The following is a 14,693-nucleotide window of genomic DNA, read 5'->3' as shown; positions in this document are numbered from 1 at the left end:
AGATGGGAGGTAAGCCGTGAAAAAACTGGATATTGCCAAAGAGGTGGAGATCCTGAAAACCGCCTTTGAATCCTCCTACGACGGAATCCATATTTTGGACAGCGATGGCAACACTTTGTATATAAACAGCGCCTGCACCAGAATTGAAGGGATCTCCAAAGAAGAGGCCATGAACAGAACTATTAAGGAGCTGGTGGCCAACGGAGTCTACTCCGAATCCGTCACCCTGAAGGTGTTGGAAACAAAGGCTCCCACTACTATCATACAGACTGCGAAGAACGGCAGTCAGCTGCTGTCCACGGGAACACCGACCTTTAAAGAAGACGGGAGCATCGACAAGGTCATAGTCAATTCCAGGGACATTACAGCCCTCAACGAACTAAAACGGGAACTTTCGGTCAAAGAAGAGCTGGCAAGACAATACCGGGTGGAGTTGGAACTGCTGAAAAAGGAACATGGAAAGCAAGCGGATCTCATTGCCAAAAGCCCTGCCATGCAAAAAATCATCAGGCTGGCCCTGAATGTGGCGAAAGTGGATTCGACCGTTCTCATTACCGGAGAATCGGGCGTGGGTAAGGGCGTCCTTGCTGAATTTATCCACAACAACAGCGCTTGCGCAGAGGGTCCCTTTATTAAGATCGATTGCAGCAGTATTCCTGAATCCCTGTTCGAGTCCGAGCTCTTTGGTTATGAGAAGGGCGCTTTTACAGGAGCCGAGAGAACGGGAAAGGCCGGGCTGCTTGAGCTGGCCAACGGCGGAACCGTATTTTTGGACGAAATCGGGGAGATGCCCCTTTCCATGCAGCCAAAGCTGATGCGGGCGATCCAGCACAGAGAGATCGTTCCCGTAGGAGGAAAACTTGTAAAAAAGCTGGATTTGAGAATCATTGCGGCGACCAATGTGGATCTGGCGCAGAAAGTGCGCGACAAAGAATTTCGAGAGGACCTTTACTATCGGCTCAACGTAGTGCCGATCCGTATCCCGGCGTTGCGGGAACGAAAGGAAGATATTCTTCCCCTTATCCTGCGCCTGATGGAAAAGCTCAATGAACACTACGGGTTTCATAAGCATCTGACGGAAGAAGTGAAAGACACGCTGCTGGAATATGAATGGCCGGGAAACATCCGGGAACTGGAGAATGTAATAGAACGTATTCTGGTCAGCACGCAGGATGATATCATAGACAGCAAATCGCTGCCGTCCCATCTGACAAGGGGAAAAACAGGCGACTTTCCCTTTTACAAGATGACAGCCGAGGATTATAAAACGGCTTTGGCAAAATATGACGCTCATCTTTTAAAACAGGCTGTCCAGGAAGCAGGGTCCATTCCAAAGGCTGCCCAAAAGCTGGGAGTCGATGCCACAACGATCCGAAGAAAAATGGCGAGGTACGGAAAGCTGCTGAAAGAAGAATAGTAGAGAATCGTGCAAAAATGCACGCATATCCGTGCGTTTTTGCACGATATAAGAAACGACATAAAATATTGAAATTTCAATGATAATATATAAGTTAGGACATGGATTGATGCATAATTGCACGATTCCATGTCTTTTGTTATTTTCATAAAACCGCACGACCCAGGAAAGGCAAGTGATTTCAACCGAATACAGAATAGTTTGTCTATTCGTACAATTGGCACGGAACTTGCTATTTTATATGGACAACAAACAAATTGTGCTAAAGGAGGCCATTATGAAAAAGTATATTCCGTTAGATTCTTTGAAGACCCCGCGTTTTGCCGAAATCAAAACATTTATGCGTCTTCCCAATGTGAAAACAACCCAGGACATCGACTATGCGGTGATTGGAGTCCCATTTGACACGGGAACCACCTATCGGCCCGGAGCCAGATTCGGACCTGCCGCCATCCGGGATATATCCTCACTGATCAAGCCATACAACGTGCCGCAGAAGGTCAATGTGGTGGAAGAGCTTTCCGGCGTGGATTACGGTGATGTTCCGGTAATACCGGGATTTATTGAAGAAACCTATGAGCAGATGGAGCAGGGGCTGACACCGATTGTCGAAGCCGGAGTCATTCCCATCTGCCTGGGAGGAGATCATTCTATTACCTTAGGCGAGCTGCGGGCGATCGCGAAGGTACACGGACCGGTAGCTTTAGTCCACTTCGACTCGCACTTTGACACCATTGATTCTTATTTCGGCAAAAAATATAACCACGGTACCGTATTTAAACGGGCTCTGGAAGAAGGCTTGATCGATGTGGAGCACTCGATTCAAGTGGGAATGCGGGGAACGTTCTATTCGGAAGACGATTTAACCGATTCCTCAAAATTGGGTTTTAAGGTAATCACCAGCTTTGAAATGCGTGAGCTGGGGCTGTCGGAAGTAGTCCGCCAGATCCTTGAGCGGGTTGGCGATAAAAAGGCCTTCCTGACCTTTGATATTGATTTCGTTGATCCCGCCTTTGCGCCGGGAACCGGGACCATCGAAGTGGGCGGTTTCAGCAGCGCCGAGTCTCTGGGCATGGTGCGCAAACTGAAAGATCTCAACTTTGTGGGCTACGATCTCGTGGAAGTGCTGCCGGCTTACGATCCGTCACAGATAACGGCTTTTCTGGCGGCAAATCTTGTTTTTGAGTTCATATCAATCATTGCTTTAAGTAAGAAAAAATAGTCAAAGGAGATGTGGTTATGAGTAGTGTTTTTATGCAGGAAATCAGCTGGCAGGAATTCAAAGCAAAAAAAGAGGATGCGGTTATCATATTGCCGGTAGGCTCCACCGAACAGCATGGGCCGATGCTGCCGCTATCCGTGGACGCGATTATCAGCACAGGTCTTGCGAAAATGATCGCAGAAGAGATTGGCGGACTCGTTGCGCCAACCGTCTGCTATGGCTATAAATCAGCCCCCCTGTCAGGCGGCGGGCCGCTATTTCCGGGAACGCTGGATCTCAACGGCGCCACCTTAACCGCTTTGGTATCGGATATTCTGGAGGAGCTGATCAGAGACGGCGTTAAGAAGATTTTCGTAATGAACGGACACTTTGAAAACGAAGCCTTTATCTTAGAGGCGATCGACCTGTTATCGCGAAAATATGAGGATGTGACCTTTATAGAAAGCAGCTGGTGGGATCAGATATCCGATGAAGTGATGGACAAGGTATTCGATGAAGTACCGTTTCCGGGCTGGGCGTTGGAACATGCCGCGATTGCGGAGACTTCCATGACCATGTATTTCCGGCCGGACCTGGTTCATATGGAACGATTTATAGAAGACGGCGTTGATGAAGAATTGGGATATTCCATTTATCCCGCGTCAAAATGCAAAGTCCCTGAGACGGGTTTACTGGCAACTGCCAGGACTTCTTCCAAAGAAAAAGGAAAGCTCTTGGCAGAGGATATCACAGCCCACTACGCAGCTATATTAAAAGATCGGATGTAACCGGGGCTAAGTAAGGAGGTTGATCTTATGAAAGATAAAAACAAAATAAATCTTCCTTTTGTGGACTCGAAAGAGGATGGAGCGCAGAGAAGGCTGGAACAACTGGGATATCCGCAGGAGCTGGACCGGAGACTGTCCGTATTCGGTAATGTGGTTATGGCCCTTTCCAACGTGTCTCCGGTCATGGCTGCGTTTGTTTATGCGCTGGCCGCTTTTGCGACAGTGGGAATCGCCACAGGCCCGGCTGCTCTCTTGCAGGGGATCAATGTGATTTTGATTGGATTGATCCTGGGAGAACTGGGATCCATGTATCCGGTTTCGGGAGGACTTTATTCAATTGTAAGCTACGTGCTGCCCAAGCCGCTGGTGTTCATTGCCGTGTTTACCTTTATGATTCAGGCATTTATCTATCCGCCGTCCATCGCCATGGGCGTGGCCCAGTATCTGCAGATCCTCTTTCCGCAGCTGCCTCAGGGCGCCTTTGCCGGCAGCGCCATATCTGCGGTCACCTTGATTATCGCTCTGCTGATCGGCCTCAACAGTATCGTTACCAGCAATCGGGTAGCGAAGATATTTTTAGCGCTGCAGATGGCCGTTATCTTTGTCTTTCTGTATATTTGCTTCGCCAATCCCCAAAGATCTCTGGGCGATGTGCTGTTTCATGCGGAAATGCTCAATGAAAGCGGAACCGGTATGGTTCCTGTGACCTTTGCGGCGGTATTGATGGGAATCGGCATCCTTTGCGCGGCCATAGACGGGTATCCGGCGTCCCTGGGATTTTCGGAAGAAACAAAGGGATCCTGTCGAAATGTGGGAAAGGCTGTGTTTATTTCCGCTGCCACAACGGCTGTCATTATCGCTGCTGTTCTGATTATGTCTATGGTTGCAGCTCCCGATCTGTTTGCTTTCCTTGGCAGTGAATCGCCGCTTCTTTACACGGCAGAAGCCTATATGGGATCGATCGGAGCTACGATTATCAATGCCGGTATCATCATATCTTCCTTTGGCTGCCTGGTGGTTATCATCAATTATATGGCAAGAGTGCTCTATACGGGAGCACGCGACCGGATCTGGCCGGGAAAAATGAATCGGGCCTTGACAAAGGTGTCGGGCAAAGGCAAGGTCCCCTGGGTAGCCACAATTCTGATTGCTGCGGTGGATTGTATTCTGGTATTCGCATCGGACATTGTTACTCTGATTACTTTTGGAGGAATGGCCGCCGCTACCGTATATCTTTTGATCGCTATCGGCTCTATCAACAGCAGGCTCAGAGATAAGAAAACCACCCGGCCGTTTAAAATGCCGCTGTTTCCGATTCCTTCCATCATAGTAATTCTGTTTCTCGTGGTTGCCATCACATCGCAGACCGCGAAAGACCTGGCTATCGTTGGAGGGCTGCTGGCATTGGCGCTGATCTACTATTTTGCCTATATCAGGCCGAGGGATAAAAAGGAGGAAAAACATGGAGAAGAATAAAACAATCCTGATTTCAGGATGTGCCGGAAAGGTCGGCGGCGCGGTCGCTGAACTGTTTTCGCAGCGGGGATGGGACGTCGTAGGTCTGGACCTGTCTCCGGAGGCGGAAAATACGGATTCCTATTATCAGTGCGATATGAAAGACTTTGAAAGCGTAAAACAAATTATAGAAACCATTGAGGAGAGCAAGGCGATTGACGCTGTTTTCCACGGAGCGGGGATGACCTTTGAAGGCGGATTTGAAGACACGAATATGGAGGATTGGGAGGAACTTTTGCGGACGGTTTTGGGCGGTGCCGCCAACCTGTGCAGGGCAGCGGCTTCGTATATGATCCAAAGAAAGCAGGGCAAAATCATTTTGCTGGCCCCGGACTACAGGTGGGTAAAAGGTGACTGTATTATGGAAGCTTCGGCAGCAGGAACGCTCCATGGCTTTGCCAAGAGCTTCGGCGCGGAAGTGGCAAAGGACAATATCCTGGTGAACGCGCTGGCTCCCAATGTTCCCATTGACCGGTCAGCTTTGGCGGAAACCGTGTTTTATCTGGCCGAGCAGGATAGCTATACCGCGGCGCAGGTGATCTCCATGGGAGGTGTAAAAGATGAGATATAAGGATTTGAAAGATAAGATTGTTTTCATTACCGGCGGCACCCAGGGGATCGGCGAAGCCATGGCAGTGAAGTTTGCCCGGGAAAAGGCCCGCGTGATTATAAACGGCAGAAAAAACAATGAAAAGGTCCAAGGAGTAGCAGAACGAACGGGAGCCAAAACAGCCATGGGCGACCTGCAGGAAATCAAGACAGCTGAGGAAGTAACCAAGCAGGCGCAGCAGTATTACGGAAAACTGGATGTGCTGGTCTGCAATGCCGCCGGCATGAGCATGTCGCCATTCCTGGAAAGCGAAGAAGATACCTGGTGGCGGCAGATTAAAATTAATTTGACCGGCCATATGGCCTGTATTCGAAGTGCGATTCCGGATATGAAAAGAAACGGCGGGGGTACGATCATACTCATCAGCTCTTTCTTCGGATCCATCGGCTGGACCAACGCCACCGGCTACGGCGCGTCTAAATCGGGTATTTTGACTATGGGGCAGTATCTCGCCAGAACCTATGCCGAGGATAACATAAGGGTTTGTACCATCATTCCCGGCGTCATCGATACGCCACAGCTCAATGTGGATGCCAATGACCTGGGCATTTCCCTGGACGAAGTCAGAGAAATGTACGCGAAGGATATCGCCATGGAGCGAATCGCCCGACCCAGTGAGATCGCAGCTATGGCGGCATTTCTGGCAACAGAGACCGGCAGCCGGGCTTTCAGCGGCCGCCATGTAATCGTCAGCGGCGGGGAATACCGTTCCACGCCATATTATCTGTAGAATCGAGGTAAGAGTTATGAAAAAACTGGAAAACAGAGTTGCCGTTGTAACCGGCGGCAGCAGAGGAATTGGAAAAGGAATCGCTTTGGCATTTGCTAAAGAAGGGGCGAATATCGTCTTTTCCTTCCGATGCAATGAGCAGGCGGCGCAGAGCACTGTAAAAGAGATCGAAGCCTGTGGTGTCAGGGCGCTGGCTATTCAGGCGGACGCAGGCAGAGAAGAAGATGTAAAAAGATTGGCCCAAACCATAGAAAAAGAGTTTGGAAAGATCAATATTCTGGTCAACAACGCGGGAACCATTGGCCTGGAGGTTCCGGTAACGGAGATGGAAACCAGCGAATGGGACCGGGTAATCAATACGGACCTGAGGGGCGTATTTCTGAACTGCAAATATTTGATCCCCTTGATGGCAAAAGGGCAGGGCGAGCCTGTGGGAAAAATTATCAACATATCTTCGGAGCTTTCCAAAAAAGGCAGAGCCGGATATGGACACTATGCCGCCGCAAAGGGCGCCATCAACTCCTTTACCATGTGCCTGGCCCTGGAAATGGCTCCCGACATTCTGGTGAATATCATAGCGCCGGGGCCTATTGAAACGGACATGATCCTGGCGGACATGGAACCGGAATGGGTGGAAAAAGAAAAGGACATCCCGCTCCAAAGGCTCGGCAAAGTAGAAGAAATCAGCGCCGCCGCCCTGCTTTTGGCTTCCGATGATGGCAATTTCTTCTGCGGTCAGTTCGTAAGCCCCAACGGCGGCGCCGTATTCTTCTGAGTTTCAGATCTGCTTCCGGTTGAAGAGCGACACGGCTGCCCAGAGAAAAACTATAAGCAGCAGGCCACAGATGACAAAGGGTATGGCAAAATCCGATGCGGCAAGTTCGCCGCTCAGCAGAGAAACGTTGTCTGCGGCCAGCCGCAGTGGGCTGAATTTCTGAACCTGAGGAAAGAAGTTCAGCAGAAACAGACAGACTGTAAATCCCCCGGTAAAGAGCAGAGCTCCATAGCCGCTGCGAAAAAGAACACCTCCCAAAAGCAGGGATGCGATCAGCAGGATACCAAAGGCCCAGAGCGCAAATACGGCCAGCGGCAAAAGGGATACGGGGTCATGCCAATACAGGACCGTGTATCCTAAGCAAGCTGCAAAGCAGAGCACATAGGCCGCAGTAAAGGTCAAAAGGGCAGCCAGAAATTTTGCCAGAATCACACTGCTGCGGCAAAGGCCTTTGGTCAGCACATTTACCAGTGTTCCACGGGAAAGCTCCCCTGATATCATGGCACTGAATAAAATGACGGTGACAACCAGCCCGATCTGCGGCACGTTTTTAAAAAACTGCATCCAGGAATCCATTGCTGTAGGCTCTGCGATGGACATGGTCATGCCCTCCGGCAGAAACGAGCCGATCAGCTCCGGCATCAGCTTTGCGGTCAGCGGGCTCATAATGCCCAGGAGCAGAAAAACAATGCCCAGGATAATCAATTTATAAGTTCGCAGCGATTCGCACAGTTCTTTTTTTGTAAAAGCGATAAATCCGTTCATTGTATTGCCTCCATAAAGATTCCTTCTAAAGTCGGTTCCTGTATTTCCATTTTCAGCGGAAAGAGTCCTTTGCCGTAAAGGGCTGATAAAACAGCCTGCTGCACAGGCTTTATATCCGTACTGCGGATTGTCAGACAGCTGCCCTGAACCTCGATCTGACTGCAATAAGGCAGCAGATAAGGAGAAGCTGTCAGCTCCGATACATCGGCTGCGGAAGCAAAGCTGACGAAAAGAGCATTGGCTGATTTCTGCGCCTTTATCCGGGAAAGCTCTCCGCAGAGGGCCAGATTTCCCTGGTGAAGGACGGCAATACGGTCACAGATCTGCTCCGCATCGGAAAGAATATGGGTGGAAAACAGTACCGTTGTCTGCTCCCTGACCTGATGGAGAATATTTAAAAGCTCTCTTCTGCCCACAGGGTCGAGGGCGGATGTGGGTTCGTCGCAGATCAGCAGTTTTGGCCTTGTCAGCAGCGCCTGGGTAATACCCAGACGCTGCTTCATTCCCCGGGAAAAGCCGCTGATTTTTTTCCTGGCTTCTTCAAGTCCCACCAGATGTAAGAGTTCTTCGCTTCTACGGGCAATTTCTTTTTTGGAAAGTCCGGCGATCTCTCCGCAAAGCTTTAAGTATTCAGCCGGTTTCATGTAACCGTAAAATTCCGGTACGTCAGGCAGGTAGCCCACCAGACGGTTGGTTTTGGTCTGCCCGTAAGTCACCGGTTCGCCCAAAACGCGGATTTGCCCGCCATCTGCTTTCAAAAGGCCAAGGATCAGTTTCATGGTCGTGGTTTTTCCGGCGCCGTTTTGACCCAGAAAGCCAAAGACAGAATGCTCGGGGACTGTAAATGAAATTTCATCCAGTACCGTATGAGCGCCGAACTTTTTCGTCAGGCCTTCAATGCACAGAGTATCCATTATTCTTCACCTCTTCCAAAAGCAAAATAGACCACTGGCCCCAGGATCTGTATAAACATTACGACCAGCACCCACAAAACGCGGTTTCCAAACCGATAGTGAGGATGTCTGAGGACGTGAACCAGAGCGGTTAAAGCCAGAGCAATCTCTAAAATAATCAAAGGGATCAGAAAGGGCAGATATTCAATATAATCATTCATAGCTAGTTTCCTCCCAGGACAGATTTTAATTTTATAAGAATCGTTTTAAATTCGGGCGTTTCTTTAAGGGGCGTCAGAGCAGGGTTCTGCTCGATGCTCTCGATCAGGCTCTTTTTTATGATATCTTTGCTGCGAGGAGCCTGATTGCCCAAGTCAAAATCAGCAAGCCAGGAATCAATGGAATCGAAGAAGACATCGCCATGGAGCGTAAAAGGCGCAAAATTCTCACAGGCCGTGACATAAAGGTCTAAAAAATCCAGCGCTTTCTCAGCTTCTCCCATGGCACAGAAGAACTGTGCTCCCGCCAAAGCGGATGAAGCCATAACGTTGGGGTGCAGCTTCTCCAGCTCAAAGAGGCGTGCTATGCCCAAAAACCGCTTGAGAATTAAATCTGTCTTTTGCGGTTCCTGGCCCGGCAGAGTCAGCAGCTGCGCCATGGAGCTTTCCAAGACAATAAGATGCTGATAGATGGATACTTGAAGGGCCTCGCGGCCTTTCTCCGGATTGCCCATCATTATATAAGCCTGAGCCATACTTTCCGTTTCCTGGGTAATGGGGCGCAGTGTTTCTCCGAATAGCTCCAGTACTTCCTGGGGACGGTTCGTCATCATATAGGCGGCTGCTTCGACCATAGTCGCATCCTTCGATAAGAACACATTGCCGCTCTCTTCTTTGATCCGCCGGCACAGTTCCAGGGCTTCGTCCAGTACAGCGGACTGCTGCTCTTTGGGCGCCACCATATGATGATTGAGATAGAGCACAGCCATCTGCAGCAGCAGCGGAAAACAACAGTAATATTTGTGGATGATTTTCTGGCATCGGTCGTAGGTTTCCTCAAAAGGGCTGTCTGCGAAGCGGTCGGCCAGTTCATGGTACAGGTTTCGAATCTCTTCTTTGCTCATTTGCGGCGTGTAGCCCAGAAGGTCGTCTATGGAAATATTAAAATAGGTCGCAAGCTGGGGCAGAAATGTGATGTCCGGGTAGCTCTGCCCGGTTTCCCATTTGGACACGGATGCTTTGGAAACGCCGATATAGGCGGCCAGCTCATCCTGTGTAATGCCTTTTTCCTTGCGTTTTTGGGTCAGCGTTTTGCTGATGTTTATTTCTTTCATTTGAATCACCTCTAACTTTATTATAGCGGCTTTTGACAAGGCTACAATGGATTTGCGGTTGATTTTAGTTGAAAAAATCAACCGCTGCGATACAGTTGCGATGAAAAGTATTTTGACGTATACTGAGGAAAAGTAAAGGAGGATTCGGGGCGATGCTGGAAGAAAGGCTGCAATATCCTGAGGGAATACCTATTAATGTTACCATAAGTTCGATCGAGGAATATCCGATCCATTATCACAGCAAGGATCTGGAGCTGATCGTCGTCATGGAGGGAACCATTAAATTAATCATCGGCTACAGGACGATCCTGCTGAAAAAGGGCGATATTTTCATCGTAAATGAGGACGAACTCCACAGCATGTATTCCAATGCTCCCAATAAGATCCTCATCATTCAGTTTGACCTGGACTACTTTGTTCAATATATCGAAAGCCTGGAATTTTCTTATATGATGCTGGAGACATACTTGAACGGAGAGAAAATCGAGGATCTGAATATAACGCTCACCTCAAAGATCCGTGAGCTGATGGAGCTATATGTAAAAAAGGGAGCCAATTTTTCGAAAAAGCTGACGTCCTTATCGATCGACCTGCTTACCTATATGAAAAGCAATTTTGAGTATTTTTCCATTTATGAAGGCCGGTACTTTATCAATAAGCTGGACCTGCAGGGTAATCCCGCCAATGTAGGCCGCATCAGGGAAATCTATAAGTTTATATATGACAATTATGACAGAAAAGTAACTCTGCAGGAACTGGCGGAGGAAAAACATTTCAGTATGTATTATCTCTCCCATATCATAAAGGACTTTGTGGGGATATCCTTTAAGGAGCTTCTCAACTTTTCCAGGGTGGAAATTTCCGAGAAATACTTACTGGAAACAGAGATGCGGATCAGTGAGATCGCCCTGGCATGTGGATTTTCCGCGACCCGGTATTATGTCAAGGCGTTCGAAGAATGGTACGGCCAAACTCCGGAAGAGTATCGGGCGCAACGGACCAGCCACGCCAATGGAGAAATAAAAATAGAAGTGCTGTCCCCGCAGGCAATACTGGACAGCATGGACGATGCCCGGACCGAGCAGACATACCGGGGGAATCCATTGTTGAGAGACTTTTATTCCAAAGTAATTCCTCTGAACGGTCAGGCAGTCAGACGGAAGAGAAGCCTCGGCAGGAATAACCTTATTGCGGCCAGCAGGACCTGGGAAACTCCCGGCAGGATCAGTGAAACAATCTTTCAGGTTTTACGAAACCGCTTTGATGTGGCGGAGGTGATTTCCGTGGCAGGAGGCCGGCCTGAGCGGGAGCTCCTGAAACGGTTTGAATTCATGACGCGGCAAAACATGAACAAGGCAATCTATGAATTCAGCAATGACCGCAACATACAAAACCATATAGGTTTCTTTGAGACACTGTTTTCTACGCTTGATGTTCATGGACTCAATACGGAAAATTTTACGTTATACCTTGCGGACCATAGTTCATCACCGGAACAATTCGCGTATTTGATGGATTATCTCAATGAGGAAGCTGGGGCAGAGAAATTTTTTTCAGTAGAACCGGTGGCTCTCGGAGATTCTGCTTTCGACCAGGGAAGCTACGTGTTCGATGCGATCTGCGGAACGCCGTATCTGCTGCATGGTTTGCTGGGAAATAAGAAAAAAACAGCCTATGCCTTAATGGATGATGAAGGCACATCTGTCGGTACCATTTCAGGAAGCAGCGGTCTTACTGCGTGGAACGGTCTGAAAAAGGCGGCCTACTTTACCTGCATGTTCTACGCTATGCTGGGCGATAGTGTGGTTGCGGAGGATAATGATTATATCATTACCAAAAAAGGCGACAGCTACCAGCTGTTATTTTACGACTATTACCAGGAAGGATATAAAAAAATTCGCTCTCTCAGAAGCAAAGAAGAGATTGCAGATGTTTTTGAAGAAAGAGTCCCGAGCAATGAGTATATTGTGGAAATCAGTAATTTGACAGGCACTTATAAAGTGACAAGGCTGAGTCTCAACGAAGAGTGCTGTTTGTTCAATAAACTGGCAGCCATGGGATTCCCGGAAGGGTTGAGTTCGCAGGAAAAATTCCTTCTGGAAAAGAGCCTTTTCCCGGAAGTGAGTTTTGAAGTGATGACGCTGAAAGAAACGATGGATTTATATGTCCATATGCCGCGTTTCGGAAGTGAATTAATCCTGCTGGAAAAGTGCTGAACCACTAGCCATTGGCAACGCAAAAATGTGCATTCTTACATTTTTGCGTTTTTTTAATGCCCGGTTTTAATGTTTTTGCGATTTTTCTCAGGCAAAACGATCCGAAAAAAATAATTGTACAAATACGGGTAAAAACGTGCCAGCCGCAGGACAACGAAATAATTGAATATTAAGATAATTATGGTAATTTTGTTACTAACATATTACTTGAAGTACAGACAGGAGGTTATCATGATTATCGGAATTCCAAAGGAAAAGAAAGATCAGGAAGCCAGAGTCGGGCTGACTCCCAAATGGGTAAAAAAATTGACCGGCCAGGGGCACACCGTATATATCGAAAAAGGCCTGGCTTTGCTGGCGGGCATTGGAGATCAGGAATATATCGATGCCGGCGCGGAGATCTTGCCGACCACCCAGGATATTTATCTTAAGAGCGATATGATTGTAAAGCTTAAGGATTATATGCCGTCGGAACGAGACTTGCCTTTTAAGGAAGGACAGATTATCGTTTGCTTTTTCCATCTTGGCGAGGTGGAGCCGGACCAGCCGATGCTCGATAAACTTTTAGCATCAAAGGTGACGGGAGTTTCCCTGGAACTAATCAGAACGGATACGGGAGCACGGCCGATCATCATGCCCATGAGTGAAATCGCAGGAAGGGTTGCGGTCATGTGCGCATGTCACCACTGCATGCTTTCCGCAGGAGGAGCCGGTATCAGTCTGGCGGCCATCAGCGGAACCAGAAAACCAAAGATCCTGATTTTAGGCGGCGGCACATGCGGGTATGCGGCGGCGGATGTGGCTCTGGGGCTGCATGCGGATGTAACGGTCTTCGAGTCCCAATACAGCAGGATCAATCAGTTGCAGGGATTGATACCGGAGGCCCATCTATTGCTGTGGAGCTCAGATGAATGCGCGGAGCGCCTGAAGGATTGTGATGTTCTCATCAATACCATTTACCCGTATCCGGGGATGGAATATCCGCTGGTGACGAGGGAGATGGTCAGGACGATGAAGAAAAATTCTCTGATCGTGGATCTCGTAGGATGCGACATTATTGAAACGGTGAAATATACGACGATCACAGATCCCACCTATGTGGAGGAAGGTGTGGTACACTTTGGAATCGACAATTTGCCCGCTTTAGTTCCTCAGACCTCCAGCGAGCTGTTTGCCAGTTCCATTTATCCGTACGTTGAGGCGATTGCCAACAAGGGGATCAAGAAGGCTTGTGAGGATAGTAAGGAATTGTTCAGATCCATGAGTTTTGTGGGCGGGACTCTGGTCCACAAGGATATAGCCGATACGCACAATATGGATTATACGCCGTTTGATACGGAAATGCTGTAAGGGAAGGGGTGATTTTATGAAAGTTGCCGTACTGGGAGCCGGTAATGGCGGACAAACCATGGCCGCGGATTTAACGCTGCAGGGGCATAGGGTATCCCTATATGAAATGCCTGAATACGCAGAACCGCTCCGGAATCTCTTCGAAACCAGGGAAATTACGCTGGAGGGTTTTATAAAAGGAAAGGCGAAAATCGACCTCATTACGACAGATATAGCAGAGGCGATCGAGGACGTGGAAATTATGTTCATCCCTCTTCCTGCGTCTGCCCAGAGGAATTACGCGGAGCTGCTGGCGGATCAGGTAAAAGACGGTCAGGTGATCGTACTGATGCCAGGAAGCCTGGGGAGCCTCACCTTTAAACGAATTTTTAAAGAAAAAGGCGTAACTGCGGACATAGCGATATGTGAAACAAGCTCTCTGGCCTATGATACCCGCGCTGAATCGCCGGGGAGAATCCATGTTTTTGCGAGGAACCCCGACCTGCTGTTTGGCGTGATGCCCACTGAAAAGACCGATCTGGCATATAAACTGGCTTCTACTTTTTATTCGCTGCAAAAGGTGGATGATGTTCTTGCCTGCGGGCTGCACAGCTTAAATCCGGTGCTGCATATCCCGGGGTGTGTGCTCAATTCAGCACGCATAGAACGCTCAAAGGGCGACTTCTATTTATATGAGGAGGGAATTACGCCGTGTGTGGCAGGCGTTATGGAAAAGCTTGAAGAAGAGCGAAAAGCTATTGTTCAGACGCTGGGATATAAGTTCATGTCATTGGCGGAGGAATTGGCGGAAGGCCGCCAGCCGAGAAGCATCTGGGAAGAGGTTAACGGCTGTGAAACTCTTGAATTTATTAAAGGACCCACTTCTTTGCAGAACCGGTATTTTACGGAAGATATTCCTTATGGACTTACTGCGTGGATCGCTCTGGCGGAGCTGCTGATTGTGGAGGTGCCGGTTATGAAAGCTCTGCAGGCGATCGGTTCGATTTTGATCGGGGCCAAGCTTTCCGATATGGTGAGAACGCAAGCAGATATGGGAGTTGAGGGATTGGATAAAGAAGCCTTGAAAAAATATGTAAAGGATTTTTAGGAAAGGAGGCTGT

General features: G+C 48.7%; 14 protein-coding genes. 10 read left to right on the top strand and 4 right to left on the bottom strand.

Annotated elements, in window-relative coordinates; genetic code table 11:
• Positions 1-16: 16 nt before the first annotated feature.
• The 7 genes from NE619_RS06065 to NE619_RS06035 all read left to right on the top strand — a co-directional run bounded on the left by NE619_RS06065 (position 17) and on the right by NE619_RS06035 (position 7,036).
• Positions 17-1,417: a sigma-54 interaction domain-containing protein gene (locus tag NE619_RS06065; protein ID WP_256131488.1), complete on the top strand. Its 1,401-nt coding sequence runs from the start codon at positions 17-19 to the stop codon at positions 1,415-1,417.
• 277 nt (positions 1,418-1,694) lie between these two features.
• The gene (speB, locus tag NE619_RS06060; RefSeq protein WP_256131487.1) at positions 1,695-2,639 is read left to right on the top strand and encodes an agmatinase; all 945 of its coding nucleotides are present in this window, start codon (positions 1,695-1,697) and stop codon (positions 2,637-2,639) included.
• A gap of 17 nt (positions 2,640-2,656) precedes the next feature.
• Positions 2,657-3,406: a creatininase gene (locus tag NE619_RS06055; RefSeq protein WP_256131486.1), complete on the top strand. Its 750-nt coding sequence runs from the start codon at positions 2,657-2,659 to the stop codon at positions 3,404-3,406.
• A gap of 27 nt (positions 3,407-3,433) precedes the next feature.
• On the top strand, positions 3,434-4,882 hold the full coding sequence (locus NE619_RS06050) for an APC family permease (protein ID WP_256131485.1): 1,449 nt from the start codon (positions 3,434-3,436) through the stop codon (positions 4,880-4,882).
• Positions 4,869-5,492 (top strand): SDR family NAD(P)-dependent oxidoreductase, encoded by a 624-nt coding sequence (locus NE619_RS06045; protein ID WP_256131484.1) that lies wholly within the window; start codon positions 4,869-4,871, stop codon positions 5,490-5,492. The genes NE619_RS06050 and NE619_RS06045 overlap by 14 nt, the downstream gene beginning before the upstream one ends.
• Positions 5,482-6,261, top strand: a complete 780-nt coding sequence (locus NE619_RS06040; protein ID WP_256131483.1) for an SDR family NAD(P)-dependent oxidoreductase — start codon at positions 5,482-5,484, stop codon at positions 6,259-6,261. Before NE619_RS06045 ends, NE619_RS06040 begins: the two co-directional genes overlap by 11 nt.
• Positions 6,262-6,277: 16 nt before the next feature.
• The gene (locus NE619_RS06035) at positions 6,278-7,036 is read left to right on the top strand and encodes an SDR family NAD(P)-dependent oxidoreductase (protein ID WP_256131482.1); all 759 of its coding nucleotides are present in this window, start codon (positions 6,278-6,280) and stop codon (positions 7,034-7,036) included.
• 3 nt (positions 7,037-7,039) lie between these two features.
• On the opposite strand, the gene NE619_RS06030 is transcribed toward NE619_RS06035, so the two are convergent.
• The 4 genes from NE619_RS06030 to NE619_RS06015 are packed head-to-tail and all read right to left on the bottom strand — an operon-like array spanning position 7,040 to position 10,027.
• Complete coding sequence (locus NE619_RS06030) at positions 7,040-7,801, bottom strand: ABC transporter permease subunit (protein WP_256131481.1); 762 nt, start codon at positions 7,799-7,801, stop codon at positions 7,040-7,042.
• The gene (locus tag NE619_RS06025; RefSeq protein WP_256131480.1) at positions 7,798-8,715 is read right to left on the bottom strand and encodes an ABC transporter ATP-binding protein; all 918 of its coding nucleotides are present in this window, start codon (positions 8,713-8,715) and stop codon (positions 7,798-7,800) included. Before NE619_RS06025 ends, NE619_RS06030 begins: the two co-directional genes overlap by 4 nt.
• On the bottom strand, positions 8,715-8,915 hold the full coding sequence (locus NE619_RS06020) for a PLDc N-terminal domain-containing protein (protein WP_256131479.1): 201 nt from the start codon (positions 8,913-8,915) through the stop codon (positions 8,715-8,717). The genes NE619_RS06025 and NE619_RS06020 overlap by 1 nt, the downstream gene beginning before the upstream one ends.
• 2 nt (positions 8,916-8,917) lie before the next feature.
• Entirely contained in the window at positions 8,918-10,027 is a 1,110-nt protein-coding gene (locus NE619_RS06015; RefSeq protein ID WP_256131478.1) for a helix-turn-helix domain-containing protein, read from the bottom strand.
• Between the two features lie 152 nt (positions 10,028-10,179).
• Between NE619_RS06015 and NE619_RS06010 the strand changes: the two genes are divergently transcribed.
• The 3 genes from NE619_RS06010 to NE619_RS06000 all read left to right on the top strand — a co-directional run bounded on the left by NE619_RS06010 (position 10,180) and on the right by NE619_RS06000 (position 14,680).
• Positions 10,180-12,243 carry a helix-turn-helix domain-containing protein gene (locus tag NE619_RS06010; protein ID WP_256131477.1) on the top strand — a complete coding sequence of 688 codons (2,064 nt, stop codon included), beginning with the start codon at positions 10,180-10,182 and terminating at the stop codon, positions 12,241-12,243.
• A 231-nt stretch (positions 12,244-12,474) separates the two neighbouring features.
• Positions 12,475-13,593 carry an alanine dehydrogenase gene (locus NE619_RS06005; protein ID WP_256131476.1) on the top strand — a complete coding sequence of 373 codons (1,119 nt, stop codon included), beginning with the start codon at positions 12,475-12,477 and terminating at the stop codon, positions 13,591-13,593.
• Between the two features lie 16 nt (positions 13,594-13,609).
• A complete protein-coding gene (locus NE619_RS06000; protein WP_256131475.1) occupies positions 13,610-14,680 on the top strand; it encodes an NAD/NADP-dependent octopine/nopaline dehydrogenase family protein in 1,071 nt (356 codons plus the stop codon).
• Positions 14,681-14,693: the final 13 nt, after the last annotated feature.

The sequence above is a fragment of the Anaerovorax odorimutans genome (assembly GCF_024459955.1).
In the GTDB taxonomy this organism is placed as follows: Bacteria; Bacillota; Clostridia; order Peptostreptococcales; family Anaerovoracaceae; genus Hominibacterium; species Hominibacterium odorimutans_A.
This window is presented reverse-complemented; position numbering and strand designations above follow the sequence as displayed.

Excerpts from the sequence above, each read along its gene's own strand:
- NE619_RS06010 (WP_256131477.1), top strand. The coding sequence starts at position 10,180 with ATGCTGGAAGAAAGGCTGCAATATCCTGAGGGAATACCTATTAATGTT.
- NE619_RS06045 (WP_256131484.1), top strand. The coding sequence starts at position 4,869 with ATGGAGAAGAATAAAACAATCCTGATTTCAGGATGTGCCGGAAAGGTC.
- NE619_RS06015 (WP_256131478.1), bottom strand. The coding sequence starts at position 10,027 with ATGAAAGAAATAAACATCAGCAAAACGCTGACCCAAAAACGCAAGGAA.
- NE619_RS06000 (WP_256131475.1), top strand. The coding sequence starts at position 13,610 with ATGAAAGTTGCCGTACTGGGAGCCGGTAATGGCGGACAAACCATGGCC.
- NE619_RS06040 (WP_256131483.1), top strand. The coding sequence starts at position 5,482 with ATGAGATATAAGGATTTGAAAGATAAGATTGTTTTCATTACCGGCGGC.
- NE619_RS06005 (WP_256131476.1), top strand. The coding sequence starts at position 12,475 with ATGATTATCGGAATTCCAAAGGAAAAGAAAGATCAGGAAGCCAGAGTC.
- NE619_RS06055 (WP_256131486.1), top strand. The coding sequence starts at position 2,657 with ATGAGTAGTGTTTTTATGCAGGAAATCAGCTGGCAGGAATTCAAAGCA.
- NE619_RS06035 (WP_256131482.1), top strand. The coding sequence starts at position 6,278 with ATGAAAAAACTGGAAAACAGAGTTGCCGTTGTAACCGGCGGCAGCAGA.
- speB (WP_256131487.1), top strand. The coding sequence starts at position 1,695 with ATGAAAAAGTATATTCCGTTAGATTCTTTGAAGACCCCGCGTTTTGCC.
- NE619_RS06030 (WP_256131481.1), bottom strand. The coding sequence starts at position 7,801 with ATGAACGGATTTATCGCTTTTACAAAAAAAGAACTGTGCGAATCGCTG.
- NE619_RS06025 (WP_256131480.1), bottom strand. The coding sequence starts at position 8,715 with ATGGATACTCTGTGCATTGAAGGCCTGACGAAAAAGTTCGGCGCTCAT.
- NE619_RS06020 (WP_256131479.1), bottom strand. The coding sequence starts at position 8,915 with ATGAATGATTATATTGAATATCTGCCCTTTCTGATCCCTTTGATTATT.
- NE619_RS06050 (WP_256131485.1), top strand. The coding sequence starts at position 3,434 with ATGAAAGATAAAAACAAAATAAATCTTCCTTTTGTGGACTCGAAAGAG.